Below are 25,365 nucleotides of genomic sequence, written 5' to 3'. Positions count from 1 at the left end.
CGGCCACGGCCACTCTAGGTGCGCGGGTCCCGGCCGGCCATCGCTTTACGGGCCGCCGGCCGTCACGGCGCATCCGGCGGTACCGGTCACCGTCGCGGGTCGCGCGGTCGCGTTCGGCGCTGAGCGCACACCTGGCCGAAAGGCCAGCTCACAGCCGTCGGATGCACCCCTACCGTGATCGGGTGACGCGGAACAGATCGCTCGGACCCTGGGATGTGGCCGCGCCGACCCCGAATGCGGTGCTGTTCCGGCACTCGGTGCTGCGGGCACTGTTCATCGTCGTGGGCACGATCGTGGCTGCCTGGGTGCTCGTGAGGCTGCTGTTGTCGGCGCTGACCGGGTACGACATGGGCTGGGACGACCTCGGCTCCCTCCAGGCACCGCTGATCGGCGCGATGATCGGTTGCGGCGGGGCGGCGTGGCAGCAACGTGGTCGCCCCACGTGGATCCGGGTCTCCGAGCTCGGCATCGAGCTGGCGCAGCGCGGCGACCCGGTGTTCATCGCCTGGCCGCAGATCATGGCGGTCCAGGTACGCCGCCGGTGGATCTTCGCGGTCCTAGAGGTCACCCCGGCGGACCTGTACGCGGTCAGAAGCGCGCTACCCAGCCGCGACCTGCCGGCGATTCGATACCGCCGGGGTGTTGCGATGTTCCGCATCGAGATCGGCATGATCCAGCCGGGCCGGTCCGCGCTCCGCGCCGCGATCGGTGAACGCCACCCAGCGAACCGAGGCACCGAGCAGCCGCAGAGTCCGATTGAATGCCGCAGTTAGCCGCAAGCTAGCCCTCACGGAGCAGCTCAGCGAGGCCGTGCGGGTACAGCGGGTTACCTGCGTCGAAGCTGCTCAACGCTCGCCACATGACCGTCGTGCCGGCGTCGTCGAGGATCTGGCCGACGACGTCCCGTTCGTAGAAGGTCTGGTCGGCGAGCCGGCAGCCGAAGATGAATGCGATCTCGTGCCCGGGTCGGCCGAATCCGTGAAAGAGATTCTCCAGCACGCCCAGGCGGCGTAGGTCAAGAAGCTCGGCGGCGAGCTCCTCGCGCAGCTCACGACGCACGGCCGACTCGGCCGTCTCGCCGAAATCAATACCTCCGCCCAAAGGTCGGTAGAAGGTCTGGCCCTTCGTGGGGTCGTGGTACTCGAAGACGAGCAGATCCTCACCACGACGTGGCACGGCAAGGGCGATGGGGCGGATTGACGACATCCGCTGAAGCTATCCAAGCGCCGGGCAGGCCGAACCTAAATTCTCGCAGCCACAATTTCGCGCTGATGCGATCTCGTGCCGATGAGAGAGCTCTCGATCATGAAGGATCGGTGCTCGGCTGCCTCCCTGCCGGCGGTGGGTCCAGCAACTCGATGCCGTGCAGTTGCGCCGCGTGGCCCAGAACAGCGAGGTCCGGCTCAGTGGCCGGCGGCAGGCTTCGGCTGGTCGCCGGGTGTCCGACCTCCGCGACGAAGTCCTCGAACCCCGCCGGGGTGGCCAGGGTCAGCACGCGCGCGCCGCCGGATCCGACGATGAAGGTGTGCGCGAGCCCGCGCGGCAGCCAGATGAAGTCACCCGCGCGGGCCTGGAACGTCTCGTCCTCGCAGCGACCCTCGATGTCGCCGTCGATGACGTAGAACGCCTCGTCCTCGCGGGTGTGCCGGTGCAGCGGCGGAGCGAAGCCCGGCGGGTGGACGAACTCGACCACGGCGAGCTGCCCATCGCTCTGCCGGCCGCCGCACTTACGCAGGGCGAGGCTGCCGAGGAAGTGCGTCGCCTCACCCTCGTCAGCCTTCAGGTGGTACGGACGAACGGCCTCCGGCATACCGGCCTCCTACTGCATCGGACTGACCTGTCGGCTCACGCTAGGCACCCTCCGGCGACGGGCTCTGTCGATACGCCGCAGGTTCACCAGGTCGAGAACGCCGGGGTCTACGCGGCAACGACGCCGAAGCAGCTGACCGTCCTGGAGGCGGGAGCGGGCCGCCGCGGCCTTACCGGCTGCGCTCTAATCGCCGAACCAGGCCAGGGACGGCGCCGGCTGTTCGTCCAGGGAGCCATCCCGAACCTGCCACAGGAGCGCCCGTCCGCGTTCGTCGGTGATCAGGAACAAACCGACCGGGCGGTCACCGTCATCATCGATCGGCGGCATCGCCGCCAGTTCTGCGATTGTCTCGCGGAGCCAATCCAGCTCTTGTTCCCGGATGTCACCGCCGTAGAAGAGGTACAGCGTCCAGTTGAACGGCTTGGCCGGGAAGGCCCAGCCGCCCGAGTAGAGATCGTGATGGTACCGCTGGATAATCTGTTGAGCGGTGCCCCACTGCTTGAAGTTGATCTCTAGCCAGCCGCGAGCCGACGCGTACATGCCCATGACGCCCCACTCTAGGGACGGGCTCCCCGGGGCACGCACCTACGTCTGACCAGCCGACGAAATACGAGGCCATCGACGACGATGCTTGCGGCTACTGCCCGAACGTGTGCCGCAGGTTCGCGTTGATCAGCTCGTTGATCCGCTTGCGCAGGTGTCCGAGCAGCGACGGATCGGGCATCGGCTCCTCGACGAGCAGGGTCCACCGCAGCTGGGTCCCCGCTGCGCCTTCGGAGGTCAGGTCGAACCGGACGCGGGCGTCGGGCCGCTTCCTCCACAGAGAAGACCAGACGATGAAATCCGGCTTCTCAGCGTCGATCAGTTGCGGTGGCTGCTCATTGTCCAACAGCAACAGCCATGGCCGGGCAGGATCCCGGTCGGGCTCGGCCAGCGCCTCGAAGACGACGTGGGGTGGTGGCGGCTGATTTCGCTGCCGGCTGCCTGCTTCGAGCACGCCCAAGCCTAAGCACGCCCGCAACCTCGACCGACACCCCCGACCACCGGACCGCGATCTGAGCAGCTGCCGAATGAACGGTTCAGACGTGCAGGGCGGGTCGGTAGATCAGTTCCTGGGTGCGGCCGTCGAGCGTTCGGCTTTCGAGCAGTTCGAGGTCGAAGTCGGCCGCTCCTTGGAAGATCGGGTCCGTTCCGGTCCGGCCGCTGATCACCGGGAAGATCGTCAGCTGGACGCGGTCGACCAGGCCGGCGGCCATCAGTGCCCGGTTCAGCGACAGGCTTCCGTGCGAGCGCAGCGGCACCGTGGACTCCTCCTTGAGCCGGGCGACGATGTCGACGGCGTCGCCGCTTGCCAGGGTCGCGTTCGGCCAGTCGAGGGGTCCGCGCAGGCTGGTCGAGATCACGGTGGTCGGCATGTTCTTCATCCTGGTGTTGATCGGGTCGCTCACCGGTGACTCCTCTTGCTCAGGACCGCGGATCGGGGTTGCCGAACTCCCAGTACGCCCGCAGCGCCGCGATCTTGTCGGCGCCGTTGCTGCGGTAGGTGAAGACGCCGCGTACCCGCGTGGAGTGGCCGCCCGGCAGGGTGAGGTGGATGGTGCCGACGTCGGCGACTTCGTCACCGCACAGGTAGGACCGCTCTATCTCGAAGCGCATCCGGTCGACCCGTTCGATCACGTTGTCGTAGAAGCCGGCGATGGCCGCGGCGCCGCGATGCCCGCGACCGGCCGGGTCGAGCGGGGACGGCCCGACCGGATCCTCCACGACCGCGTCCTCGCTGAACAACCCGAGCCACGCCTCGCGGTCCTTCGCGCCGGCCGCCGCCTGGGAACGTCGGGCAAGGTCGCGGACGGTCAACGTCACCGGCGTCATCGTTCTGCCTCCCGTGCCGAGTACCCGGAACGCCTCCGAGAGTAGAACACGTTCTACCCGCGGGCAATCGTCGGCGTGGCACCGGGTACGCCATGGTCACCGGCCTGGTCGTGAATCGTGACCGGATCTGTGCAGGGTGAGCAGGCGCTGCTGCAGCCGGACGTGGCGGAACTGGTAGACGGCGCCGGCCTGCCGGAGGACGCCTCGATCATGGGCATCCTGCAGGAACTGCATCAGGTTGAGCGGCAGGCGCCGCCGTGCCGCGAGCAGGAGCCGGGTGACGACGAACATCAACCACGATCCTGTCGCCATCGCGAACGCCGCGCCCGCGACGAGGCCGCCGAGGACGCCGCCGACTCCGGCCAGGAGCCCGTCGGCGATTCCGCCTGCGCGGACGCCGGCGATCCCACTGGGGATTCCATAGGCGAGTCCGGTGGTGATGCCGACGACGAGGCTGGCCCTCCGGTCGTTCGCCAACGCCGACATGGGGGTGACGGCCTCGGTCAGCACCGCCGGTGCGCTGGCGCCGAACAGGACCGATCCAACCATGCCCAGCACCAGCCCGAACGCGAGCCCGTAGCCGAGGCCGTAGGCGGGCCCGCCCAGGAGTCCGTATGCGAGTCCGAAAACAAGTCCAAGCGCGAGTCCCGCCGCTATGCCGAGCGCGATTCGTCTCGGATCGGCCGCCACTTGTTGAGGTGCGCCGCCTGCGCGCCAGCTTGCCAGCCTGCCGACGAGGCCGCCGACAAGGCCGCCGATAAGGCCGTACACGACGCCGAACGCCAGCCCGTAGACGAGGCCGTTGACGAACCCGTGCGCGAACCCGACCGCGAGACCGAACAGGGCTCCGACCGTCATTGTGAAGATGATTCGATTCTTGTCGGTCGGCATGTCCTGCGGCGGTTCGCTCGCCCTCCAGCGAACGAGCCTGTTCACGAGTCCGCCGACGATCCCTGCCGCGCCGCCGACCGCACATGCCACCAGAGGCTTGGCAGCGAGCATGAGTAGTTGCTGGTCTGGAGAATCAGAAGCGGGTCCCTCCGAGAAGTCGATCGTCTGCCGGAGACCGGCCGCGAGCGTAATCGCGATCCCGGCCGCGAGCACGGGTGCCACGAAGCGCCTGGTACCGATCCGTCCTTGTTGCGGCTCGCCACGCAGGAAACCGGCCGCGAACCCACCCGCGAACCCGCCGACGACCCATCCGACGAACCCGCCCATGAGTCCACCCACGAGCCCACCCGCAAACCCGTACAAGACCTGAAATCGGGGCGCGTCCCGGCGCAGCCGCCACCAGGCAAGATCCGCGGTACCTTCGCGGGCGAGGTGATCGGCGAGGAACGCCAGCCACCTCTCTGCTTGTTCCGGAGCATATGCAACCGGATCTCCAGCCGGGTCGTCGTCCCGGCCCGCAAGCCGGGGCCGCGAGGTGTAAATGGCGGGAACATAGGCGTTCAGGAGGTGCAACTCGACGCCGTCCGGCTCGGTGTACGTCAGCAGTTCGGCGGGGTCGCTGCCGGATGACCGATATGCGGATTGGGCGAGATACAGCATCAACGGTGTTCGAAACACCTGCGCGAGGACGCCGTCCGGGTGGGCCGTCACATGGGCCACGACAGGCTCCCACCGGGCGACGCCGTCCAGCCGCCCGCCGACCAGGTATGCGGCTGCGTCGACGGCGGCAATCGGCTCGATCTCGACCACGAGGGCTCGCGCGAGCGGACCGCCGGCGTCCGACACCGCGCGCTCGTACTCATCGGAACGACTCATCAGCGCCAAAGGCCGGTCCCGGCCAACCGCACGTGTCAACGCCGCGATGGCCGACCCGTGCGTCGACGCGGCCATCTCATCCAAGCCGTCCAGGATCGGAACGACTACACCTCGGGCAATCAATCGCAACGCCACGTCGGGTCCGTAAACGCCGCCCGAACTCAACGCCGGATACGCATCGCCCAGGCTGCGTACCAGAAAGTGGTCGAAGTGTTCTCGCTGAGGATCCCAGGAACTCAGCGTCAGCAGGACCGGCACCGGGTCGCCGTCGTGTCGTCGAGCGAGCAGCCTCAAGGTCAGTAGTACCGCCAGCGTCGACTTTCCCGCTCCTGGCGAACCCATCACCACGACCTGTCGAGCCGGCAGCATCGTCAGCATCCGTGCCATGTCATCGACGCCACCCGCCAACCGCAGGCGGGTCGACCGGGCGGGCGGCGACGGCAGGCGATCTTCGCCGACGATGTCAGCCGCCGGCGGTCCGACCGGCCTGGAGGTGGTGGACCACCGTAGGCGAATCGGGTCCAGATGTCGCAAGCCGCGAACGCCGGCCTCGATCTGCCACTGTCGAGCGACGTGGTCGGCCAGGTCCTCGACGGCGCGCACCAGCACGGTGGCCGGTTCCGGCGGGAGTGGCCGCAATGCTCGCGCTACGGACCAGCAGCTCAACGCCAACGACGCGACCGCTACCGCAAGCCCGCCGACGCTCCCCAGCTGGTCGAATTTGTCCAACCGGCCTTCCGGCCCGAACCCGAAGAACAGCAAAAGGGCAGCGAGGCCGATTCCCCCGCACGCAACTACGAGCCACCATCGCCGAGGCTGCGCCTGAAAGCCGTCCGCCACGATGCCATCCTCGCAGGCCGGTACCGGCACAACCTCGTCCGTGTGACCGACCGCCACCTCGGCCGCGGGTTCCGCCACGGCAAGAGCGGTGAGCCGACGACCTGATCATCGAACCCTTCAACGTGGCGAGGCCGGCAGCGGCCGGCGCCGACGGGCTCGATGCCAGGTTGACAAAGGTTCATCGGCTGATCGCCCGAGGTGGACATGGCGGTTCGCTACGCTTATGAGGTGACCTTGGCCGATGAGATCATCCGTAGCCGATACGTCAGCCTGACCACCTATCGCAAGAACGGCACACCGGTGGCCACGCCGGTCTGGCACGTACCGCACGGTGCAGAACTCTGGCTCGTGACGGAAGCGGGCTCGGGCAAGGTCAAGCGGATCCGGAACAATCCGCGGGTGCGCGTGGCGCCGTGCTCCCTGCGCGGGACGGTGGCGTCAGATGCGCCGCACGTGACGGGAACGGCCCGATTGCTGGATGACGACGGGACGGCGCAGGCCCGGAAGCTGCTGGCCGGTCGGTACGTCATGTCGCGGGCCGGGAACTGGTTCGCCCGCCTGCTGCGGCTGCGCCGTCCACCGATGATCGGCATCATCGTTTCCTTCTGATCGGCCGATCGACAAGAGGGCAATTCGCCGGCCACACCCAAACCGATACCGGCCCAGCCACCACAGCTGTCTCATTGCGCGATCAACCGTTGTCGTCACAGACACCCGCTCCTCAGGCGCGCCAAGGAAGGCGCAGGAGGACTAGCGCCACGAGTGCCGAGAGGATCTCGCCGGCGGCGATGCCGATCCAGATCCCGGTGGTGCCGGTGGTGCCGGCCGCCAGGATCAGCGGGACCTTGATGGCCAGCAAGGTGCCGGCCGAGATCAGGTAGGAGGGGGTCGCCCGGCCCAGCGATTGGAAGTAGGCGGATACGAGCGGCGTGACGCCGGCAGCGGCTATGCCGGCAGCGATGATGCGCAGCGCCTGCTCTGCCGCCGGGGCGACGGCGTCGTCGTCGGTGAAGACGGCGACGACCGGCCCTGCGGTCAGGATGACGGCGAGGGCCGCGAGCGTGCCGTAGCCGATGGTGGCGCGCAGCGCGAGCGTACGGGCTCGATCCACGCGATCGGCGACCCCGCGGCCGGCGTTGTAGCCGACGATGGGCTGCAGTCCCTGGCTGATGCCGAGCTGGGGCATGGTGACGAAGGTCTGGATGCGGGCGCAGACGGCGTAGGCGGCCAGGGCGGTCACACCGGCGGCGGTGGCAGCGAGGACGTTGTTCACGAGGACGGCGAGCAGTGTCGCGCCGAGGCCCGCGAGAAACGAGGGGGCGCCGATGCCGACCTGGGCTCGTACGGTGGGGCCGTGCGGTCGTAGATCGTGGACGGTGATGCGGTACGGACGCTCGCGCTGGGCGAAGAAGAACCACAGGCTCATGGCGGCGGAGACAGCCTGGCCGCCGACGGTGCCGAGCGCGGCTCCGCGCACGCCCAGGTCGAGGCCGAAGATGAGCAGCGGGTCGAGGGTGATCTGGACCAGCACCGGGACCAGCCAGATCATGGTGGCGTACCGCAGGCGGCCCTCGGCGCGGATGAGGCTGGAGAAGCCGGTCGATACCAGCGCCCCGCACAGCAGCACGATCGTGTAGTCGCGGGTCAGGCCGCGGGTGGCGGGTTCGGCGCCGAGCACGGTGAGCAGCGGTTCGAGGGCGAGCAGCCCGGTGACGGTGACGGTGGCGGCGGTCGCCCAGAACAGAGCGAAGGCGTTACCGGCGGCGCGTGCCGCACCGGCGGGGTCCCCCGCGCCGAGGCGGCGCGAGACGAGGGAGGCTGCACCGGCGCCGACGGTGCTCGACACGGCGCCGAGAATCAGCAGTACGGGGGCGGCGAGGTTGACGGCCGCCATGGCGTCGGTGCCGACGCCGCGGGCGACGAACCAGGCGTTGGTGAGGGCATAGATGCCGTAGACGCCCACTGACATCGTCGTCTGTGAGCAGGTGTGCCACAGCAGCCGGCCGATCGGGCGGCTGCCGAGCGCGGCGGCGCCGTCGATTGAGCCTTTCTCGACGTGGCCGGGGCGGCGACTCCCGGCGGCGGTCGACGGCTCGGATACCTCCGGCCCGAGGCCGGGTTGAAAACCGCTCATCGAGCGGGCGGCCGGTTCAGCGGCGATCCTTGCCGTACAGGGCCATGATCTCGTGCAGGCGTTCGCGGGCCCAGTCGTACTGCTGGGTGTCGGTGTGACCGCGGTAGTCCGTCTCGATGATCATGATGAGGATCAGGTAGAGGGTGTACAGCCTGCGACGTCGCCGCTCGGTGTGCGTGAGCTCGGGGTGTCCGTAGCCGCGCAGGAATGCCGTCGAGTCTCCGAAGGCGGCCAGGTCGGTGGCGGTGAAGCCCGCTTCGATGAGCGGGTCGCCGTAGAAGGCGCGTTCGTGGTCGATGATGCACACGATGCGGCCGTCTCGGACCATGACGTTGCTGTCCCACAGATCCCACTCGACGAAACGGGGTTCGGTGACCTCGTCGAGACTGTCGGCATGGGTGGCGACGACGTCGCGGACGAGGTCGTAGTCGTAGCCGAGATCGACCGCGCGGCGCTCGCCGTCGCGCAGGACGTCGCCGATCATGCGCAGGAAGCAGGCACGCCAGCTGGGGTCGCCGGGGCCGGCGAGAGGGCCGAACGCCCGGCCGCGGATGCCGTTGAGTTCGCGGGTGGCCGCGCCGAGGGCCTTGTTGCAGGCGTCGAGCTCCTGCGGCGCAAGGGTGTCCTTGATGATGCCGAGGTTGCCCGCGTCGATGTAGGGCATGAAGAAGTAGTCGGCGTCGCACAGGTCATGGCTGCGGTCGGCGAAGTCGACGGCGGGCACGGGCACGCTTGTGTGTTTGCCGATGAGGTCGAGCGCGGCGAGTTCGACGGCCATGGCGCCGCGCTCGTAGGTCATCACCTCGACGTGCGGCGGGGGCGCGATCTTGAGGACGACCTGGCGGCCGTCGCGGAGCCGGATGCGGTAGGCCACGTTGAACCATCCGTGCCCGAGCTCGCTGACCCAGTCCTGGCTCTCGGCGTCGGGGAGCTGGTCGGCGCCGTAGGCGCGGGCGATCATCGCGCGCAGCGTCTCGGGTGACTGCCGGTTCTTGGTGATGCTTTCCATGGGTCCTCACGCATTCGACTCGTCCGGCCGGGTCGGCTCGCACGCTAGCGGGAGAGCGCTCCCAGCGGCAGCTTCGCCACCGGAATTTCGGCGAGAGGTTCATCTGCCGGGAGGACGATGCCGAAATCACCCAGATGATCACACTGCGTAACTCACCGCCTCATGACGGGCGGTTCGCCCCGCAGCAGCAGCACCCCGCGTACGCCGGAGTCTGGCGGGGTCGGTGCCGCGCACGTAGCATGCGGGGTCGTGATCAACAGGTCGAATGGTGGTTCGCCGGCGTGACGCACAGCAACACCGGAGGTGGGCCGGAACAGCCATCGACCGAGGTCACGCTGCTGCGTCCGTTGTTCGTGCTGACGCCCGAGGCGGCGGCCAGGCCGGCCGACCCCACCCGGCCGCCCCGGGCCGGGTGGGCCGGGCTGGTCGGAACGGCCGGGCCCGTCCCCGGCGGTGGAGGCGATCAGGGCGTGCCGGCTCCGGTGGCGCCCGGCCGGGCCGCGAGCGGCCGCAACCGTCGCGGAGGCGACCGTGTCCGGCGCCGGGTTGCGGTCGTGGCCGCCATCGCGGTCGCGGTCGTCGCCGGTCTGGGCCTCGTGGTCTTCGGCCCCGACAGCGACCGTACGGCGGAGCGCGCCGGCGGTGACCCGCTGCCCGGCACCGCGATGTACCCGGCGCTCGCGGACCCCAGCGCCGCCGTGTCCTTCCCGGTGGGCGCGACACCGGCGCGGTCCAGCGACCTGGGCACACCGCCGGCCGTACCCGTCGGCGGCGGGCCGACTCCGCTGCCGGTCTCGACGCCGGTGCGCCACGCCCCCACCCGGACGGCGTCGCCGCCGCCGCGCGGCGCCACGTTCGCGGCGGTCTCCGGCGAGAGCTGCCCACAGAGCAGCGACCGGGGGTACCGCCTGAGCGGTTGGCACAGCGACTGGTACACCCGGTCCAGCGGCGGGTGGCGCTCGGACGGCTGCGGCGGGAAGGTCGTGGCGGTGCCGATGAGCGGCTCGGCCACCAAGGACGATTCGGACAACGTCATCGTGTGGTGGTTCCGTACGGGAGCCGTCCGGGCCGGCAGCTGCTCGGTCGGCGTCTACGTCCCCGGCACCGGCAACCCGAAGGACGCGGCGGGAAAGCCGGCGCACTACCTGGTGCGTTCCACCGCCGACATCGACGGCGCAGTGATCGGGCAGTTCGACGTCAACCAGTCGGCGAACCAGGGACGTTGGGTCGACGCCGGGTCGTACGGCACGACCACCGGCGAGTTGTCCGTCCAGCTGGTGACCCGGGGCATCGACTGGGGCAGCGGCCGCGACGGCGACCACCTGGGCGTATCCGCGCTGCGGGTCAACTGCCAGGCCGGCTGACGACAGGTGGAGAGGCAACCTGTGTACGAGCGCACACCCGCCCCGATGATCCGCCCGCGCGGGTCGATGCTCCTGGTCGTCGACAGCGACGCCGGGACGGACCTGCCGGACCTGCCGCAGTTCCCGAGCGACCCGCAGGTGACCACCGTGGTGGTGAACACCGCGCCGCCACCGGAGATCCCGGTGCTGCGTGCGCTGCTCAACCGGGCGCTGGCGCCCGGGTGCGGCGCCGTGCGGCTCGTGCAGCCCGGGGCGGGCGCGCCCGGCCCGGACGGCTGGTGCCCCGCCCGGCACCTCGCCAAGTCGCTGGGCCTGACCGTGATCGCCCCGGACGGGCCGGTGATCGCCCTGCCGGACATGCTGTTCGTGGTGGGCGGAACCTGGTGGACTTTCCGTCCCGGTGCGGCGCCCCACGACGAAGGGCCGCGGCAGCCCGCCCCCGCGTGGCAGCGCGCCTTGGCCCGGCCGCTGCCGGCCGAACCGGCGCTGCGGGTGACGCCCATCCCGGCCGGCCTCTGGCTGCACGCCGGGGACGAGGCCGTCGCGCCCGACGACCCGGCCTTCGCGGTACCGGCCGACCCGGCGATGGTGACCCTGGTGATCGGCCGGCCCGGGGACGGCGACCTCGACGCTCATGCCCTGGCCCGCTACATCCGTCAGCTCGGGCCCGGCGTCGACGAGATCACGCTCATCCCGTACGGGCCGGCCGGGCGGGTCGTCGACGATCTCGCCGCGCGCCTGCCCGGCGATGCCGTCTCGGCGGTCCACGTCGATGCGGGCATGCCCGGTCTCCAGGCGGACGGGACCAAGGTACGCACCGTGGTGGACGGCGCGGGCCGTCCGGCCTGGCGACCCCCGGCGCAGCGGCTGCGTTACCGACCCGGGGACGCCCCGCGCCTGCTGGAGTGGCGGGTGCCGCTGCCGCACCGGCCGACGGTGGCGATCGGCGTGCAGCGGCTCGCCGAGGGCTGGCAGGTCGAGGTGGTGCGGTGCGGCCTGTGGGTTCGCCGCGACCACGAGGCCGACGACGCCGTGTGCCGGGTTCCCGCCGACCCCGATCGGCTGCTGCTGGTGGTCGGTTCGCCGTCGGCCCCGCCGCCGGCGCAGGTGTGGCCGGCGGTGCGGAGCCTGCTCGACGCGCTGCCCGCGGACGAACTGCACCGGATCCGCCTGGTCCTGCCCGTTGGCACCCCGCAGCCGTACGGGTTCCCGCCCGCGTGGAGCCTCTCCCCCGAAGCGGGCGTGCTGGCTGTACCGCCCGCTTCCTAATTCAGGCGGAGCGCGACCGTCATCCTCGAGCGGAACTCGGCCAGCGTGAGGATCGCCGCGTTGCGCTCCTCGACCGGGAAGACCGCGATGTCGGCGTGGTCCTCTCTCAGTTGCGGCAGCCATTCCTTCAGGAACACCTCGGCCGGGATCTCGATGGCGTGCTCGCCGGCGACCTCGCCCTCGTTCTCCAGCCGGGCCACGGTCGCATGGGGCCAGATCGGCAGCAGCGTTCGCCGCTTCGCGTCCTCGGTGAACAGGATCTCGTCCTCGTCGCCCCAGACCCACAGCGCACCCTTGTCGGCGATGATCTCGAATGTCCGGGACACCCGCGCCGCCTCGTCCAGCCGGCGAAGTCGTTCCGCTTCACCGCGCGAGATGTCATCCCGTGCCACTTGACCTCCGCGTATCCGATCGCTTGCGTTCCGCAGCGATGGTATCGGTCCGTGGTTCCCCGCCGGATCGCCGCCCGATCGGTCTGGTCTTTCCCTTCGAGTGGAGGTCCGAGCACCGGCAGCCGGAGCGCCGCTAACCACCACTACGAGGCGTATCGACCGTTACAAGATTTTGTCAGCGTTCTTAACAAGTCGTAGATCCGACTGTCACGCAGCGTCGACTGTCCATAGTGTCTGGACAGCCAACAAGCGATCGGGGGATCTCAATGCGAATGGCTGTCTCCATCGGCGTACCCGTCCTTCTACTCGGGATGGTCGCCGTCGTCGAACCGGCTGCCGCGGCCACCGCGCCGGCCGGCAAGTGCACAGTGGACGCCACGAACCCGGCCAAGGTCGGCATGACGCGCGCGGCCGACGGCACCCTGCACCACACGCAATGGCTCGAGCAGGAGGGCGTCGTCGCGGCGAACCTCGCCATCCAGAAGGCGGTCGAGACGCAGTTCGGCCTCACCGACCAGAAGGCGACCGCGGCCGCGGTCGTCCGCACCGGATACCTCGGCACGGCGGTCGACCACAACACACAGACGCTGGTCACGGTCGTCACGCCGGAGTACGCCGCCAAGGCCGCGACGTTCCGCGGCAAGGTCGCCGCGGCGACACCCGCGCTTCCGGTCGGTGTCTCGACCGCGGTGATCGTCGGCTGCAACAGCGGCGCCGAGCTCGCGGCCGGCGCCGACCTGCTGACCGGCCGGGCCTGGCACCCGGACGCGGCGAAGGCAACGTTCGGCTTCGGCATCGACGCCGCCGACTCGCGCATCCACGCGTCCTTCGCACCGAAGGACAAGGCTGCGGCCGAGGCGGCGCAGAAGGCGCTCGGTGACCTCGCGGTGGTCACGCTCGACGGTGCCGCGCGGACCGGCCGGCTCGACGACGGGACGCCGCACTTCGGCGGCGCCGGCGTGCGGGTCGGCTCCGGGTCGCTGAACTCCAACATCTGCACGACGGCGTTCACCGTGCGCCGCAACTCGAACGGACAGCGCGGCGGGATCAGCGCGGGCCACTGCTTCAACAACGACCAGTCGATCTGGTCGTCCACGAAGTTCTGGGGCAACGGCTGGGGGCGGGCGAACTACCCGGCCTTCGACATGATCGGCATCTCGGCCACGAGCCAGACCTACGACAACACCATCCACGTCGACCCGTGCTGCCCGACCACGCGGAACGTGACCAGCCGCAAGGCGCCGGCGGTCAACGACTCCGTGTGCCAGAGCGGCATGATCACCCGCGCGATCTGCGGCCTGGTCATCACCAACCTGTTCGCGCAGCTGTGCGACGCCGACGGGTGCACCAGCGGCCTGCTGGACGCGCACCGGGGCACCGACACGGTGATCCGCGGCGGTGATTCGGGCGGACCGATCTACATCAGGAGCGGCAGCAGCAACGCGGTCGCGGTCGGACTGAACGTCGGCACGACCAGCGGCGGCAGCAACCTGGTCGGTGAGAAGCTGAGCAGCATCGAGAGCCACCTCGGCGTCACGATCCTGACCTCCTGACCACTTTCGGCGAGGGGATTCTCCGCCCGGCGGAACCGGGCGGAGAATCCCCTCGTCTCAGCCATGGCAATTCCGGCGCGGGGTGGAGGTAGGCGATGGCGAACCGCTGGGCAGTGATGATCTCCGGTGTGGTCGGCGCGGTGGTCCTGGCCGGGTGCGCCGCCACGGGCGCCGCGCCGGCCGGCGACACCACGACGGTTCCCGAACTGGTCGGCAACGATGCGGCCGTCGTGGACAAGGTGGCCGCGAGCGCCGGGGTGGTGGCGGTCGTGGAGCGCGAGGCCCCGGGGCAGCACAAGCCGGGTACCGTCGTCCGGGTCGAGCCGGCGCCCGGAACGGCGGTGGCGCGGGGCAGCACGGTGACCGTCGTGGTGGCCGGCCCGGCAGGCGGGACGGTGGACGAGATCGTGGCCGCCGACCGCAGGACCTTCGTCGGCGTCGGCATCGACAAGGACGGCACGACCATCATCGCGATCGGCCCGGACGCGGACGAGCAGGCGGCACTGGATCAGGTCCGTCCGGCTCTGGCCGGGCGAAAGCACGAGGTACGCCGCTGCACGGCGCCCTGGGCCGACCTGTCCCGCATCGTCACCGAGGTGACCCGGCGCGAGGACCTGAAGGCCGGACAGGGCTTCGGAATCGCGGTCGACCCGGCGCTGTGCGCGGTCAAGGTGACCGGCGACATCCCGGCCGAAGCAGTTCAGGCCCTGCGGGAGCAGTACAAGGACACGATCGTCGTGGAGCCCGGCGCACCCGCCGCCCGCCTCCCCCGCCGTTAGGGGGTCACGCGGCGGCGGTGACCAGTTGCCGCACGGCGGCCAGGTGGGTGTGTGCGGCCAGACGGATCTGCAGTGAGCGGGCGCACATGTCGGCGCCGTCGCCGGCGGCGAACATCGCGGCGATGATCGCTTTGACCGAGGCTGTGTCGGTCTCCGCACCCGTGAGTCCGCAGCGCTGCAGCAGGCCGGTCCAGACGTCGTCCGCCTTGCCGAGGACCCTGGTCAGCGAGCTGTGCGCGTCGTTGACGGTGGGGCGGGCGAACCCGTAGGCGTCTTCCGCATGCGACATGGCGGCGTCTCCTCGACAATCAGGTTACCGACGGGTAGAGATATCGCTGATGCCTATCGGGCCGCCCGTGTTGCATGTGATGCGATGTGACCGGCGTCGCCGTCGTCGATTCTCTGCCGGCCTGTTGGGCGGCGGTCACAACAGCACCTTGCGTACCGCCGCGACGATCCGCTCCTCGTCGGCTCCGGCGGTACGCCAGTTGCTGAAGGCCAGCCGCAGCGCGGGCGTTCCGGCGTACACGGTCGGCGTCACGAACGCCTCGCCGGTCTCGGCGAGCGCCCGGGCCACCTCGGCCGGATCGCCCGGGACCGCCAGGCAGACGACATTGAGCCGGACCGGGGCGAGCAGCCGCGCCCCGGGCAGCTCCGCCAGGCGCGCGCCGACCCGCCGCGCCGAGGCGACGTTGCGCTCGACGATGTCCCGGTGCCCCGCCCTGCCGTAGGCCGCGAGCGAGAACCAGGCGGCCAGCGCCCGCAGCCGCCGGGAGTTCTCCGGGGTCAGGTGCAGGAAGTCCGGCCGTTCGGTGAGCGGGCCGAGATAGGCGGCCGCGTTGCCGAAGACCCTGGACTGCAGGTCCGGCCGGCGGGTGTACTGCACCGCCGAGTCGTACGGCACGTTCAGCCACTTGTGCAGGTCGACGCAGACGGAGTCGGCCTCGGCCAGCCCGTCGAGCAGCGGCGCGTACGCGGGGCTGAGCGCGGCGAAGGCGCCGAACGCCGCATCCACGTGCAGCCAGAACGGGAACTCCTCGCGCAGCGCCACGATCGCCCGCAGGTCGTCGTAGTCGACGGTGTTGACCGTACCGGCGTTGGCGACCACGATGGCCGGCCGGCCCCCGCGGGCGGCAAGGACCGCGCGCAGCGCCGACACGTCGACCGCCTCGCGGCCGGGCAGGACCGGCAGCTGCCGCACCGCCTGCCGGCCGAGGCCCAACATGGACAGCGCCTTGTAGATGCTGGAGTGCGGCGCGCCGGACAGCACCTCCACCGGTCCCAGCGCGTGCACGCCAAGCTGCCCCACGTCCACGCCGAGCCGCTCGCCGAGCCATTCGCGGCCGATCGCCAGGCCCACGAAATTCGACATGGTCGCGCCGCTGACGAACGCCCCGGAATGGCCGGCGTCCAGGCCGAACAGCTCCCGCAGCCAGCCGAGCGTCTCGCGCTCCAGCTCGCCCGCCGCGGAGCCGACCTCCGAGCTGGCGTTCTGGTCGAAGACGCCGGTCAGCCAGTCGCCGGCGAGGGCCGCCGGGGTCGCACCGCCGGTGACGAAGCCCAGGTACCGGGGTCCGGCGCTGCCGGAGAGCCCGGGCGCCCAGCGCTGCGCGAACAGGGTCAACGCCCCGGCCAGCCCCGCGCCCTCCGCGGGCAGCGGCCCGGCGGTACGCGGCGCGGGCGGGTGGGCCGCCGGACGCCCGTCGAGGCCGTCGAGGACGCCGGCGGCGTACCTCTGGGTGGACTCCAGCAGCTCCGGTAGCGCGGCGAGGTCGGCGGCGAGTAGAGGATCCATGAGCACACGCTAGGCATCGCGGGCGGGCGAAATCATGGTCCAATCCGGAGGTCCTGGCACCTGCTCCTTCAGGCCGGCACGGAAGGCAGACCCGCCAGTGCGGCCTGGACGGCCTGGTCGGAGAGCTCGTGGTCGACCATGTCGCCGGCCAGGAAGTGGCCGTACGCGGGCAGGTCGAGGTGGCCGTGCCCGCAGAGCGCGGTGAGGATCACCTTCTCCTCACCGGTCTCCTTGCAGCGCAGCGCCTCCTCGACACAGGCGGCGAGCGCGTGTGTGGGCTCGGGGGCGGGGATGATGCCCTCGCTGCGGGCGAACCGCACGCCCGCCTCGAAGCACTCCCGCTGCGTCTTGGCAACGGCCTCGATCAGGCCGAGCTCGTAGACGTGTGAGATCAGCGGCGACATTCCGTGGTAGCGCAGTCCGCCGGCGTGGATCGGGTCGGGGATGAACTCGTGGCCCAGCGTGTGCATCTTCATCAGGGGCGTCATCCCGGCGGTGTCACCGAAGTCGTAGGCGTAGGTGCCCTTTGTCAGGGACGGGCAGGAGGCCGGCTCCACCGCGCGGATCGTCGGGGACATCCGCCCGGCGAGCTTCTCGCGCAGGAACGGGAACGCGAGGCCGGCGAAGTTCGAGCCGCCGCCGGTACAGCCGACGATCACGTCGGGCTCGGCGCCGACCTTGGCCAGCTGGAGCAGCGCCTCCTCGCCGATGACGGTCTGGTGCAGCAGCACGTGGTTGAGCACGCTGCCCAGCGCGTAGTTGGTGTCCGGGTGCTGCGCGGCCACCTCGACGGCCTCGCTGATCGCGATGCCGAGCGAGCCGGGCGAGCCCGGGTCGGCCGCCAGGATCCGGCGCCCGGCCTCGGTGAGCTCGGACGGCGACGGATGGATGGTCGCCCCGAAGGTCTCGATCATGATTTTCCGGTACGGCTTCTGGTCGTACGACGCGCGCACCTGCCAGATCTCGCACTCGAGGCCGAACTGTGCGGCGGCGAACGCCAGCGCCGTGCCCCACTGGCCCGCGCCGGTCTCGGTGGTGAGCCGACGGATCCCGGCGGCCGCGTTGTAGAACGCCTGCGGCACCGCGGTGTTGGGCTTGTGCGACCCGGCCGGCGAGACACCCTCGTACTTGTAATAGATCTTCGCGGGGGTGCCGAGCGCCTTCTCGAGCCGGCGCGCCCGGAAGAGCGGCGACGGCCGCCAGAGGCGATAGACGTCGAGCACCTCCTCCGGAATGTCCACGTAGCGCGCCGAGGTCACCTCCTGCTCGATGAGGGCCATCGGGAACAGCGGCGCGAGGTCGTCCGGCCCGACCGGTTGTAGCGTGCCGGGGTGCAGCACCGGCGGTGGCGGCGAGGGCAGGTCCGGCACGATGTTGTACCAGCGGCGCGGCATCTCCGATTCGGACAGCAGGATCTTGGTGGCACGCTCGGCATCGGTCATCGCCCGATCATCGGGCCGGGAGCGGCCGCCACGCCAGGACGCCACACCGTCGCTTCAGCGCACGCGGACCCAGGGGCGCCGGCCTTCACTCTCAGTCGTCGCGGCGGTACGGACCCGTCCCAACGTAGAGATTCGGGCGCGCACGCCCTACAGTGTGCGAACCCAGAGCCGAGGAGAGTGCCCGTGACCGAGCCGTCACCAGAGCAACGAAATCCGACGGACCCGGCGCGACCCGCTACGGCCGGCACCGACGCCGACGCCGCCGCGGCACCCGCGCCCGCACCTCAACTGCTGGTCATGCCGCCGACCAACGCGATCCCGTCGATGCTCTGGCCGGGATCGGACGGCGAGCCGGCCTGGGCGATCCCCGTCCAGATTCCGTCTGGCACGCGCGGTTACGCGCTGTTCATCCCCATGGTCCCCGTGCAGGCACCGGCCCCTGACGGCGCAGGTAGCAAGGCTCCCGCACCGGCAACCGTTCCGGACACCGCCGGGTCGGCGCTCACTGCCAGTCACCCACGGCCCACCGAGTCGGGTACCGACCTCGTCGATGCCGGCGTCGATGCGGGCAAGGCCGACGCGGCACGCGGCGCGGCGAACTCCGGCCCCGCCGGCGCGGCGGTCCCCGACCCGAGAGAGCGGCGCATCCCGGCCGTGCCACCCGTGACGGTGGCGCGAGATCGGCCCGCACCGGGCACTCCGATGCCTCCGCCGCCGATGGAGCCGGTCCGGCAGTTCGCCCCGTACCAGCCGCCACCGTCCTGGTGGCAGAAGTTCCGCGAGAAGCACTGGCCCGGCCCGGCGGCGGCCGAGGGCCGGGCCGTCCCGGCCGGCGTGCTCGCCGGCGCGCTCGGCTTCGCGTTCCTCGTCCCGCTGACCCGGTCGGGCATCGGCTGGTTCCTCGGCTGGCTCGCGTTGACGGCGGGCGTCGTGGTCGCGGTTCGGCGTTCCGCGAACCTGCCGCGCAACGAGCGGTGGATCCGGTCCGGGTGGGCCGCGGCGGCGCTCGCCCTGCTCCTGGTACCGGCCTTCCGTAACGCGTGGTGGCTGGTGACCTTCAGCGTCCTCGGCGCGCTCGGCTGTGCGACGTTGGCCATCGTGGGCGGCCGGCGCGTCCGGTCGATCCTGTTCGGCCTGGTGGCTACCCCGTACGCGGCGCTGCGCGGCCTGCCGTGGGTGCGCAACCACCTGCGGGCGAATCGCAACCCGGGAATCGTCCGCCGGGTCGCCTTCTCCGTCGGTCTCACGGTTCTGGTCCTGTTCGTCTTCGGCGCGCTGCTGTCGTCGGCCGACGTCGCGTTCTCGACGTTGCTCGACCGGGCCGTGCCCGACTTCCACGGCGGCTCGGTGTTCCGCTGGATCTTCCTTGCCGTGGTCGGTGGCCTGATCGCGGTCGCCGGCACCTACACGCTGTCAGCGCCGCCGGCGACCTCCAGCCTCGACACCGAGGGCAGGAGCCGGTTCGGCCTGGTCGAGTGGGCGCCGGCCTGCTCCGCGCTGGTGCTGCTCTTCGCGGGCTTCGTCGCGGTGCAGTTCACCGTGCTGTTCGGCGGCAGCCGGCACGTGCTGAAGACGTCGGGCCTCAGCTACGCCGAGTACGCCCGCAGCGGCTTCTGGCAACTGGTCGCCGTCACGCTGCTGTCGCTGGGCCTGCTCGCCGCCCTGGCCCGCTGGGCCCGGCGGGATCGGCCGGTGGAGCGGATCCTGCTCCGCGTCCTGCTCGGCCTTCTCTGCGGCCTGAGCGTGGTCATCGTGGCGTCGGCGCTGTCGCGGATGTGGGCGTACCAGCGGGTCTACAGCTTCACCGGTGAGCGGATCTTCGTGATGTCGTCCGAGCTGCTGCTCGGCGTCGTCTTCGTGCTGATCGCGGCGGCCGGCGTCCGATGGCGGGGCCGGTGGATCCCGCAGGCCACCGTCGGTCTCGCCGTCCTCATGCTGCTCGGCCTCGCGGTCCTGGACCCCGAGGGCTACGTGGCCAGCCGCAACGCCGTCCGTTACGAGCACACCGGCAAGATCGACGCCTGGTACCTGCGAGCCCTCTCCGCCGACGCGACACCGGCGCTCACCCGGCTGCCGGACCCGGTACGCCGCTGCACCCTGAGTTGGATCGCCGACGATCTCGCGAAACCCGACCCCTGGTACGCCTGGAACCTCGGCCGGTCTCGGGCCCGGGAGGCACTCGCCGACCTCGGCCCGGGTGCGATCGGTAACCATGCCGACTGCCGCGCCGCGGATCAATTCGACCTGCCCAAGAAGCGTCGCTGAGCGTTCGCCCGGCAACGCAACTCGAGCCCGACGCCGCTTCGGTGGCGTCGGGCTCGAGCTTTGACAGATGCCATCCGCCTGACCACAAAACGCGGGTGAATAAGCATTACGGAAGTGACAGATCCGGCTTACCGTGCCCATTGGGGCAGCCGATAAAGGGCTTGCTGAATACGATATTTGCTGGGAAACAAACATTCTTTTGAAACGCCGGACAGCGTACGGCGTTTCGTGGTTCGCTATCCGGGACTTAACGCTCCGATGCAAAGGGGTGACATGAACACGGCAGCACGAATGACGGCGGTTGGCGTGGGCCTGCTCGCCGGTGCGACGCTCGGAATGGGACCCGCTCAGGCTGCGCCTCCCACTGGGCAGTCCGCCACGAGCAGCTCGGCCAACCAACAGCAGAACCGCGACCACGACGAGGTTATCGGCTACTACCGCAGCTTCTGGAGGTGTGAGCGGGCCGGCCACTTCGGCGAACGTCGCGGCGCCTGGTACGACTACGACTGCGATCGCGTGCGGTGGGGCTACCACCGCGGCCACTGGGCCCTGATCGTCGAGGATCGCTACTGGGACAACGGCTGGGACGACCGCTGGCGCCCGGGCCACTGGCCGGGTAGCTGGTCGAACCGCCCGCACTGGCCCGGCGGCGGCAACTGGAACGGCGACGGCGGCAACTGGAACGGCGGCGGCGGCAACTGGAACGGCGGCGGCGACGGCTGGAACGGCGGCGGCAACGGCGGCGGCAACGGCGGCGGCAACGGCGGCGGCGACGACGACGGCAACGGCGGCGGCAACGGCGGCGGCAACGGCAACTGGAACGGCGGCGGCGGGGGCGGTGGTTACAAGTAGCAGAAAGTGATCTGATTTGCGGGTCGCCCCCGAGGGGAGCGGCCCGCAAATCCACATCGACCTGGCTCATGACAAACGCACCCCGCCCGGTGGCGGCGGTTCAGTGCGACAGGGCCTTCTTGAGCTCGTCCTTGCTCATGGTGGAGCGGCCGGTGATGTTGCGTTTCTTGGCCTCGTTGTAGAGCTGGTCCTTGGTGGGGCCCTGTGCGCCGGTGTGTGAGCGCTTGCCGCCGCGGTATCCGGAGGACACGTCCTTGATCGAGGAGCGGCTGACGGTCTTCGCCTCGCCGGAGCGGGCGCGTTCCTTGTTCACCGTGCGCGCGGCGATCTCCTCGGCGCGGTCGGTGGACTCGCCGCGCTTCTTCGCGCTGGCCTTGATGTGCTTGTACTGGCGTTCCCGCTTCGGGCTCGATCCTGCGGGCATGGCGTTCTCCTTCCGCGGAACAGGTCTGCGGGCGAACCCGCGCCGGACCTTTGATACCCGGCCACCGAGCCGGGAAACAGGCATCGCGGGCGGGCGAAGTCGTAACGGGGGCGACGCTTTGACAGCCGGGATCGGGGTACCCGGGTCATATGCGTATCGGATACTTCCTTTCCTGCGAGGAGTACACCCCGGCCCAGTTGATCGAGCAGGCCCGCCTGGCGCAGGCGGCCGGCTTCAAGGGCCTGTGGATCTCCGACCACTACCACCCGTGGAACGACGCGCAGGGGCAGAGCCCGCTCGTGTGGTCGATCATCGGCGCGCTCAGCCAGGCCGTGACCATCCCGGTGACCACGGCCGTCACCTGCCCGATCATGCGGACGCACCCCGCGGTGATCGCCCAGGCCGCGGCTACCAGCGCCGTCATGCACGACGGCCGGTTCGTGCTCGGCGTCGGCACCGGCGAGGCGCTCAACGAGCACATCACCGGCGAACGCTGGCCGTTCGCCGAGGAACGCCTCGACATGCTCGCCGAGGCCGTCGAGGTCATGCGCCGGTTGTGGGAGGGCGACTTCGTCACGCACCACGGCCGCTACTTCACCGTCGATCAGGCCCGCGTCTACACGCTGCCGGCCACGCCGCCCAAGGTGTACGTGTCGGCGTTCGGGCCCAAGGCCATCGAGGTCGCCGCCCGGATCGGCGACGGCTACATCTCCACCAGCCCCGACGCCGACCTGGTGCAGCAGTTCAGACAGCTCGGCGGCGGCGACAAGCCCGCTCAGGGCGGCTTCAAGGGTTGCTACGCGCCGACCGAGGACGAGGGCGTCGAGATCGCCCACCGGCTGTGGGGCACCTCCGGCGTGCCCGGGGAGCTGGCACAGGTGTTGCCGTCGCCGAAGCACTTCGAGCAGGCCGCGCAGTTGGTCACGCCGGAGATGACCCGCGAGGCGCTGCCGTGCGGGCCGGACCCGGCCAAGCACGCCGAGAAGCTCAAGGCCTACGAGGCTGCCGGCTTCGACGAGGTGTACGTGGCCAACATCGGACCGCACTACGCCGACCTGATCGACATGTACCGCCGCGAGTTTCTCTAGATCGCGCTGAGCTCGTCGCGCAGCTCCTTGGCGTAGAAGTCGAGGAAGCCGTCCGGGTCGGGGCCCGCGTTCATCAGCACGACGTGGTCATATCCGGCGTCCGCATAGGTTCGCACGGCGTCTGTATAGGACTTCGGATCGGCGCCGTGTGTGAACTGCGCGCGGATGTCGTCCTCGGTGACCGGCGCGGCGGCCGCCGCGAAGTTCGCCGGGTTGGGCAGCTCACTCATCACCTTCCAGCCGAGCACCGCCCACGGCATGGTCTTCAGCGCGGCCCGCACCCCGTCGTCGGGGTCGGCGGCCCACGCCATCGCCACCTCGGCGTACCGGGGACCGGCGCCGCCCGCGCCGGTGTAGGCCGAGATCAGGTCCTTGCGCGGCTCGGTCGCGAAAAGGCCGGTGCCGTGGCTGGCGGCCAGCTTGGCCGCCTCCTTGCCGCCCGCGGCGACGGCGATGACCGGGAGCCGGTCGGGCAGGTCGAAGACGCGGGCGTCCTCGAGCTGCAGGTGCTTGCCCTCGTACGACTGATAGCCGCCCTGCCACAGCAGGTTGATGATCTCCAACGCCTCGCGCAGGCGCTCGTGCCGGCCCCGCACGCTCGGGAAACCCTGCCCGATCACGTGCTCGTTGAGCCGCTCCCCCGAGCCGACGCCGAGCGTGAAGCGGTCGTCCGAGATGATCGCCAGCGTGGCCGCGGCCTGGGCGACGATCGCCGGGTGATAACGCACGCTCGGACAGGTCACACCGGTCGCCAAACCCAGATCACGGGTACGCGCGGCGATCGCGCTCAGCACGTCCCACACGAACGGCGAGTGCCCCTGGACGTCCAGCCAGGGATGGTAGTGGTCGCTCATCTCGACGAAGTCGAAGCCGGCCCGCTCGGCCCGCAGTGCCTGATCGATCAGTCCCTTCGGGCCGAACGCCTCGGCCATCAGTTTGTATCCGATCCGCATCGACATCTGCTTCCCGCCGGGCGGACGGATAAACCGCCCGCCGGCGCCCGGTCACCGCTCGGCGGGCACCTGCCGGACACCCGGCTCGGCCTCCCGCGCCGTGCGCTGGTCGCCCATGGACGCGTTGTGCACCTGTACGCCGTGTGTGCCCAGGTGCTTGGCCCGGTACATGGCGATGTCGGCGCGGCGCAGCAGCTCCTTCGGGCTGTTGCCCCCGCGGCCGGTGGCGACGCCGATGCTCGCCCGTACGGGAACGGTGTCGTCGCCCAGCCGCACCGGGGCCGCGGCCGCGCCGGCCAGGATGCGCCGGGCGGTGTCGGCAGCGTTCGCCTCGTCGGGCATGTCGGTGATCAGCACGACGAACTCGTCGCCGCCGAGGCGGGCCGCCACGTCGCCGGCACGCACGTTGGCGCGCAGGATCCGGGCGAACTCGGCCAGCATCGTGTCGCCCGCCGCGTGCCCGTAGGCGTCGTTGACCATCTTGAAGCCGTCGAGGTCGATGAGCAGCAGCGCGAGGTCCGTGTCCCGGACCGCCGGTTCGGCGAGGATGGCGTCCAGCCCGGCCCGGTTGGCCAGGCCGGTCAGCGGGTCGTGCAGGGCCAGCCGCTCGAGTTCCAGCTCGCGTTCGCGTAGCCGGGTCTCGACCTGCCGGCGGCGCTCGATGTCGCCGCGCAGGGCGGCGGTCGCGGCGTCGACCTTGATCATCGCCCGGTTGCGCGCGCCGGCGAGCAGCCCGACGACCAGGGTGAGCAGCGCGGTGATCGTCATCGCCACCACGAAGGTGGTGCCGGTGACGCCATGCCGGGTCTCGCGCAGCAGGTTGCCGGTGGGGTACGTCCGGAGAATCCAGGTGCGCAGGTCGGCGGTGAGGTGCACGGTCCGGCCCAGCGACGAGGGGTGGCGGTGCGCGCGGTCGCCGGACGCGTCGGCGATCATCTGCTCGGCGCCGCCGGACGGCTCGATGAGATCGGCGGTGACGGAGCCGTGCGCCTGCGCCGCTATCGTCTTGGTCAGCAGGTCCTTGCCGTGCACACCCATCGTGAGCCAGCCGCGGAACACGTTGCCGGTGCGGAACACCGGCACCGCGAGCCGGAACGAGAGCTGCTGCTGCTCGACCGGCAGGGCGCGATCGTTGAGCAGTACGTAGCCGCGGCTGACGGCGAAGCCACCGTTGAGCCGGGAGTCATGCAGGGCCTCCGCGGCCTCGGGGGCGGCGTACAGGTCCACGCCGGTGGCCCGGGGCCGGTTGTCGAAGGCGCGGCTGAAGACGATGAACGCGTGCTGGCCGCCGGAGGCGCCCGGTTTCAGCTGTAGATCGGTCGCGCCGCGTTGCCGCCAGTAGGACTGCAGGGCGGCGACACCGGTGTCGTGCACGTTCACCACCAGCTCGAGCGAGGTGGCGCCGGGCAGGTGGCGGTTGCTGACCTTGTTGGTGAGCCAGGTGAAGTCGTCGGCGGTCAGGTCGGGCTGCGCCCCCACGGCGACGGCCACGTCGGTGAGCATGTCGCCGTACCGTTGCACCTCTGTGCCGATCGCCCGGCTGAGGTCACCGGTGTAGCGGTCCATGAGGTGGGCGGCGTCGCGCTGCTCGTCGCCGCGCTGGGCGGCCCAGGACGCGGCCGTGCCGAGGATCGCGACGACGGCGACGAGGGCGGCGCCGGTCCATCGTCGCCGGCTCGACCGGGGAGGCGTTGACTGCACGAGAACCCGTTCGGTCCGACGTCGCCGAGATGAAGGTCCGGGTGGCCGTCGACGGG

General features: G+C 70.6%; 26 protein-coding genes. 10 read left to right on the top strand and 16 right to left on the bottom strand.

Annotated features, from left to right (window positions below; genetic code table 11):
• The first annotated feature begins 182 nt into the window (after positions 1-182).
• Complete coding sequence (locus AB0B58_RS11410; protein ID WP_360221389.1) at positions 183-773, top strand: hypothetical protein; 591 nt, start codon at positions 183-185, stop codon at positions 771-773.
• A 7-nt stretch (positions 774-780) separates the two neighbouring features.
• On the opposite strand, the gene AB0B58_RS11405 is transcribed toward AB0B58_RS11410, so the two are convergent.
• From AB0B58_RS11405 to AB0B58_RS11375, 7 genes are all read right to left on the bottom strand, one after another.
• Entirely contained in the window at positions 781-1,206 is a 426-nt protein-coding gene (locus tag AB0B58_RS11405; protein WP_360221386.1) for an NUDIX domain-containing protein, read from the bottom strand.
• Positions 1,207-1,303: 97 nt separating this feature from the next.
• Positions 1,304-1,810: a cupin domain-containing protein gene (locus AB0B58_RS11400; protein WP_360221383.1), complete on the bottom strand. Its 507-nt coding sequence runs from the start codon at positions 1,808-1,810 to the stop codon at positions 1,304-1,306.
• Positions 1,811-1,993: 183 nt separating this feature from the next.
• A complete protein-coding gene (locus AB0B58_RS11395) occupies positions 1,994-2,356 on the bottom strand; it encodes a hypothetical protein (RefSeq protein WP_360221380.1) in 363 nt (120 codons plus the stop codon).
• 91 nt (positions 2,357-2,447) lie between these two features.
• Positions 2,448-2,807: a hypothetical protein gene (locus AB0B58_RS11390; RefSeq protein WP_360221818.1), complete on the bottom strand. Its 360-nt coding sequence runs from the start codon at positions 2,805-2,807 to the stop codon at positions 2,448-2,450.
• Between the two features lie 82 nt (positions 2,808-2,889).
• A complete protein-coding gene (locus AB0B58_RS11385) occupies positions 2,890-3,258 on the bottom strand; it encodes a dihydrofolate reductase family protein (RefSeq protein ID WP_360221377.1) in 369 nt (122 codons plus the stop codon).
• A gap of 16 nt (positions 3,259-3,274) precedes the next feature.
• Positions 3,275-3,673, bottom strand: a complete 399-nt coding sequence (locus AB0B58_RS11380) for a nuclear transport factor 2 family protein (RefSeq protein ID WP_360221374.1) — start codon at positions 3,671-3,673, stop codon at positions 3,275-3,277.
• Between the two features lie 105 nt (positions 3,674-3,778).
• Positions 3,779-5,827, bottom strand: coding sequence for a hypothetical protein (locus AB0B58_RS11375; protein ID WP_360221371.1), 2,049 nt, complete (start codon positions 5,825-5,827; stop codon positions 3,779-3,781).
• A gap of 147 nt (positions 5,828-5,974) precedes the next feature.
• Between AB0B58_RS11375 and AB0B58_RS11370 the strand changes: the two genes are divergently transcribed.
• Positions 5,975-6,394 carry a hypothetical protein gene (locus tag AB0B58_RS11370; RefSeq protein ID WP_360221368.1) on the top strand — a complete coding sequence of 140 codons (420 nt, stop codon included), beginning with the start codon at positions 5,975-5,977 and terminating at the stop codon, positions 6,392-6,394.
• A gap of 99 nt (positions 6,395-6,493) precedes the next feature.
• Positions 6,494-6,898 (top strand): PPOX class F420-dependent oxidoreductase, encoded by a 405-nt coding sequence (locus tag AB0B58_RS11365; RefSeq protein WP_360221365.1) that lies wholly within the window; start codon positions 6,494-6,496, stop codon positions 6,896-6,898.
• A 112-nt stretch (positions 6,899-7,010) separates the two neighbouring features.
• Here the strand turns inward: AB0B58_RS11365 and AB0B58_RS11360 are convergent, their stop codons facing one another.
• Both AB0B58_RS11360 and AB0B58_RS11355 read right to left on the bottom strand, forming a co-directional pair.
• Positions 7,011-8,423, bottom strand: a complete 1,413-nt coding sequence (locus AB0B58_RS11360) for an MATE family efflux transporter (RefSeq protein ID WP_360221362.1) — start codon at positions 8,421-8,423, stop codon at positions 7,011-7,013.
• A gap of 16 nt (positions 8,424-8,439) precedes the next feature.
• Positions 8,440-9,432, bottom strand: a complete 993-nt coding sequence (locus tag AB0B58_RS11355; RefSeq protein ID WP_360221359.1) for an aminoglycoside phosphotransferase family protein — start codon at positions 9,430-9,432, stop codon at positions 8,440-8,442.
• Between the two features lie 281 nt (positions 9,433-9,713).
• Between AB0B58_RS11355 and AB0B58_RS11350 the strand changes: the two genes are divergently transcribed.
• Together AB0B58_RS11350 and AB0B58_RS11345 are read left to right on the top strand one after the other, a co-directional pair.
• Positions 9,714-10,796, top strand: a complete 1,083-nt coding sequence (locus AB0B58_RS11350; protein ID WP_360221356.1) for a hypothetical protein — start codon at positions 9,714-9,716, stop codon at positions 10,794-10,796.
• Positions 10,797-10,841: 45 nt separating this feature from the next.
• Positions 10,842-12,065 (top strand): hypothetical protein, encoded by a 1,224-nt coding sequence (locus AB0B58_RS11345; RefSeq protein ID WP_360221353.1) that lies wholly within the window; start codon positions 10,842-10,844, stop codon positions 12,063-12,065.
• Here the strand turns inward: AB0B58_RS11345 and AB0B58_RS11340 are convergent.
• Positions 12,062-12,457: a DUF2750 domain-containing protein gene (locus AB0B58_RS11340; RefSeq protein WP_360221350.1), complete on the bottom strand. Its 396-nt coding sequence runs from the start codon at positions 12,455-12,457 to the stop codon at positions 12,062-12,064. The two genes, AB0B58_RS11345 and AB0B58_RS11340, sit on opposite strands and share 4 nt — an antisense overlap.
• Positions 12,458-12,729: 272 nt before the next feature.
• Between AB0B58_RS11340 and AB0B58_RS11335 the strand changes: the two genes are divergently transcribed.
• Positions 12,730-14,010 carry a hypothetical protein gene (locus AB0B58_RS11335; protein ID WP_360221347.1) on the top strand — a complete coding sequence of 427 codons (1,281 nt, stop codon included), beginning with the start codon at positions 12,730-12,732 and terminating at the stop codon, positions 14,008-14,010.
• A gap of 95 nt (positions 14,011-14,105) precedes the next feature.
• The gene (locus tag AB0B58_RS11330) at positions 14,106-14,789 is read left to right on the top strand and encodes a PASTA domain-containing protein (RefSeq protein ID WP_360221344.1); all 684 of its coding nucleotides are present in this window, start codon (positions 14,106-14,108) and stop codon (positions 14,787-14,789) included.
• A gap of 4 nt (positions 14,790-14,793) precedes the next feature.
• Here the strand turns inward: AB0B58_RS11330 and AB0B58_RS11325 are convergent, their stop codons facing one another.
• The 3 genes from AB0B58_RS11325 to AB0B58_RS11315 form a co-directional block, all read right to left on the bottom strand.
• Positions 14,794-15,078, bottom strand: a complete 285-nt coding sequence (locus AB0B58_RS11325; protein ID WP_360221341.1) for a hypothetical protein — start codon at positions 15,076-15,078, stop codon at positions 14,794-14,796.
• 135 nt (positions 15,079-15,213) lie between these two features.
• Entirely contained in the window at positions 15,214-16,584 is a 1,371-nt protein-coding gene (locus AB0B58_RS11320; RefSeq protein WP_360221338.1) for a pyridoxal-dependent decarboxylase, read from the bottom strand.
• Positions 16,585-16,652: 68 nt separating this feature from the next.
• On the bottom strand, positions 16,653-18,026 hold the full coding sequence (locus AB0B58_RS11315; protein WP_360221335.1) for a TrpB-like pyridoxal phosphate-dependent enzyme: 1,374 nt from the start codon (positions 18,024-18,026) through the stop codon (positions 16,653-16,655).
• Positions 18,027-18,209: 183 nt separating this feature from the next.
• On the opposite strand from AB0B58_RS11315, the gene AB0B58_RS11310 reads away from it, so the two are divergent.
• Entirely contained in the window at positions 18,210-20,291 is a 2,082-nt protein-coding gene (locus tag AB0B58_RS11310) for a DUF4153 domain-containing protein (protein ID WP_360221332.1), read from the top strand.
• A 291-nt stretch (positions 20,292-20,582) separates the two neighbouring features.
• Positions 20,583-21,143, top strand: a complete 561-nt coding sequence (locus AB0B58_RS11305; RefSeq protein WP_360221329.1) for a hypothetical protein — start codon at positions 20,583-20,585, stop codon at positions 21,141-21,143.
• A gap of 100 nt (positions 21,144-21,243) precedes the next feature.
• Here the strand turns inward: AB0B58_RS11305 and AB0B58_RS11300 are convergent, their stop codons facing one another.
• On the bottom strand, positions 21,244-21,567 hold the full coding sequence (locus tag AB0B58_RS11300) for a plasmid stabilization protein (protein ID WP_360221326.1): 324 nt from the start codon (positions 21,565-21,567) through the stop codon (positions 21,244-21,246).
• A gap of 149 nt (positions 21,568-21,716) precedes the next feature.
• On the opposite strand from AB0B58_RS11300, the gene AB0B58_RS11295 reads away from it, so the two are divergent.
• Positions 21,717-22,655, top strand: coding sequence for a TIGR03557 family F420-dependent LLM class oxidoreductase (locus AB0B58_RS11295; RefSeq protein ID WP_360221323.1), 939 nt, complete (start codon positions 21,717-21,719; stop codon positions 22,653-22,655).
• On the opposite strand, the gene AB0B58_RS11290 is transcribed toward AB0B58_RS11295, so the two are convergent.
• Positions 22,652-23,608, bottom strand: a complete 957-nt coding sequence (locus AB0B58_RS11290; RefSeq protein WP_360221320.1) for a TIGR03557 family F420-dependent LLM class oxidoreductase — start codon at positions 23,606-23,608, stop codon at positions 22,652-22,654. The two genes, AB0B58_RS11295 and AB0B58_RS11290, sit on opposite strands and share 4 nt — an antisense overlap.
• 51 nt (positions 23,609-23,659) lie before the next feature.
• The gene (locus AB0B58_RS11285; protein ID WP_360221317.1) at positions 23,660-25,309 is read right to left on the bottom strand and encodes a sensor domain-containing diguanylate cyclase; all 1,650 of its coding nucleotides are present in this window, start codon (positions 25,307-25,309) and stop codon (positions 23,660-23,662) included.
• Positions 25,310-25,365: the final 56 nt, after the last annotated feature.

The sequence above is a fragment of the Actinoplanes sp. NPDC049118 genome, assembly GCF_040648555.1.
Lineage (GTDB): Bacteria > Actinomycetota > Actinomycetes > Mycobacteriales > Micromonosporaceae > Actinoplanes.
Note: the sequence above shows the minus strand (reverse complement) of the source record. Positions and strands in the feature narration are given on the sequence as shown.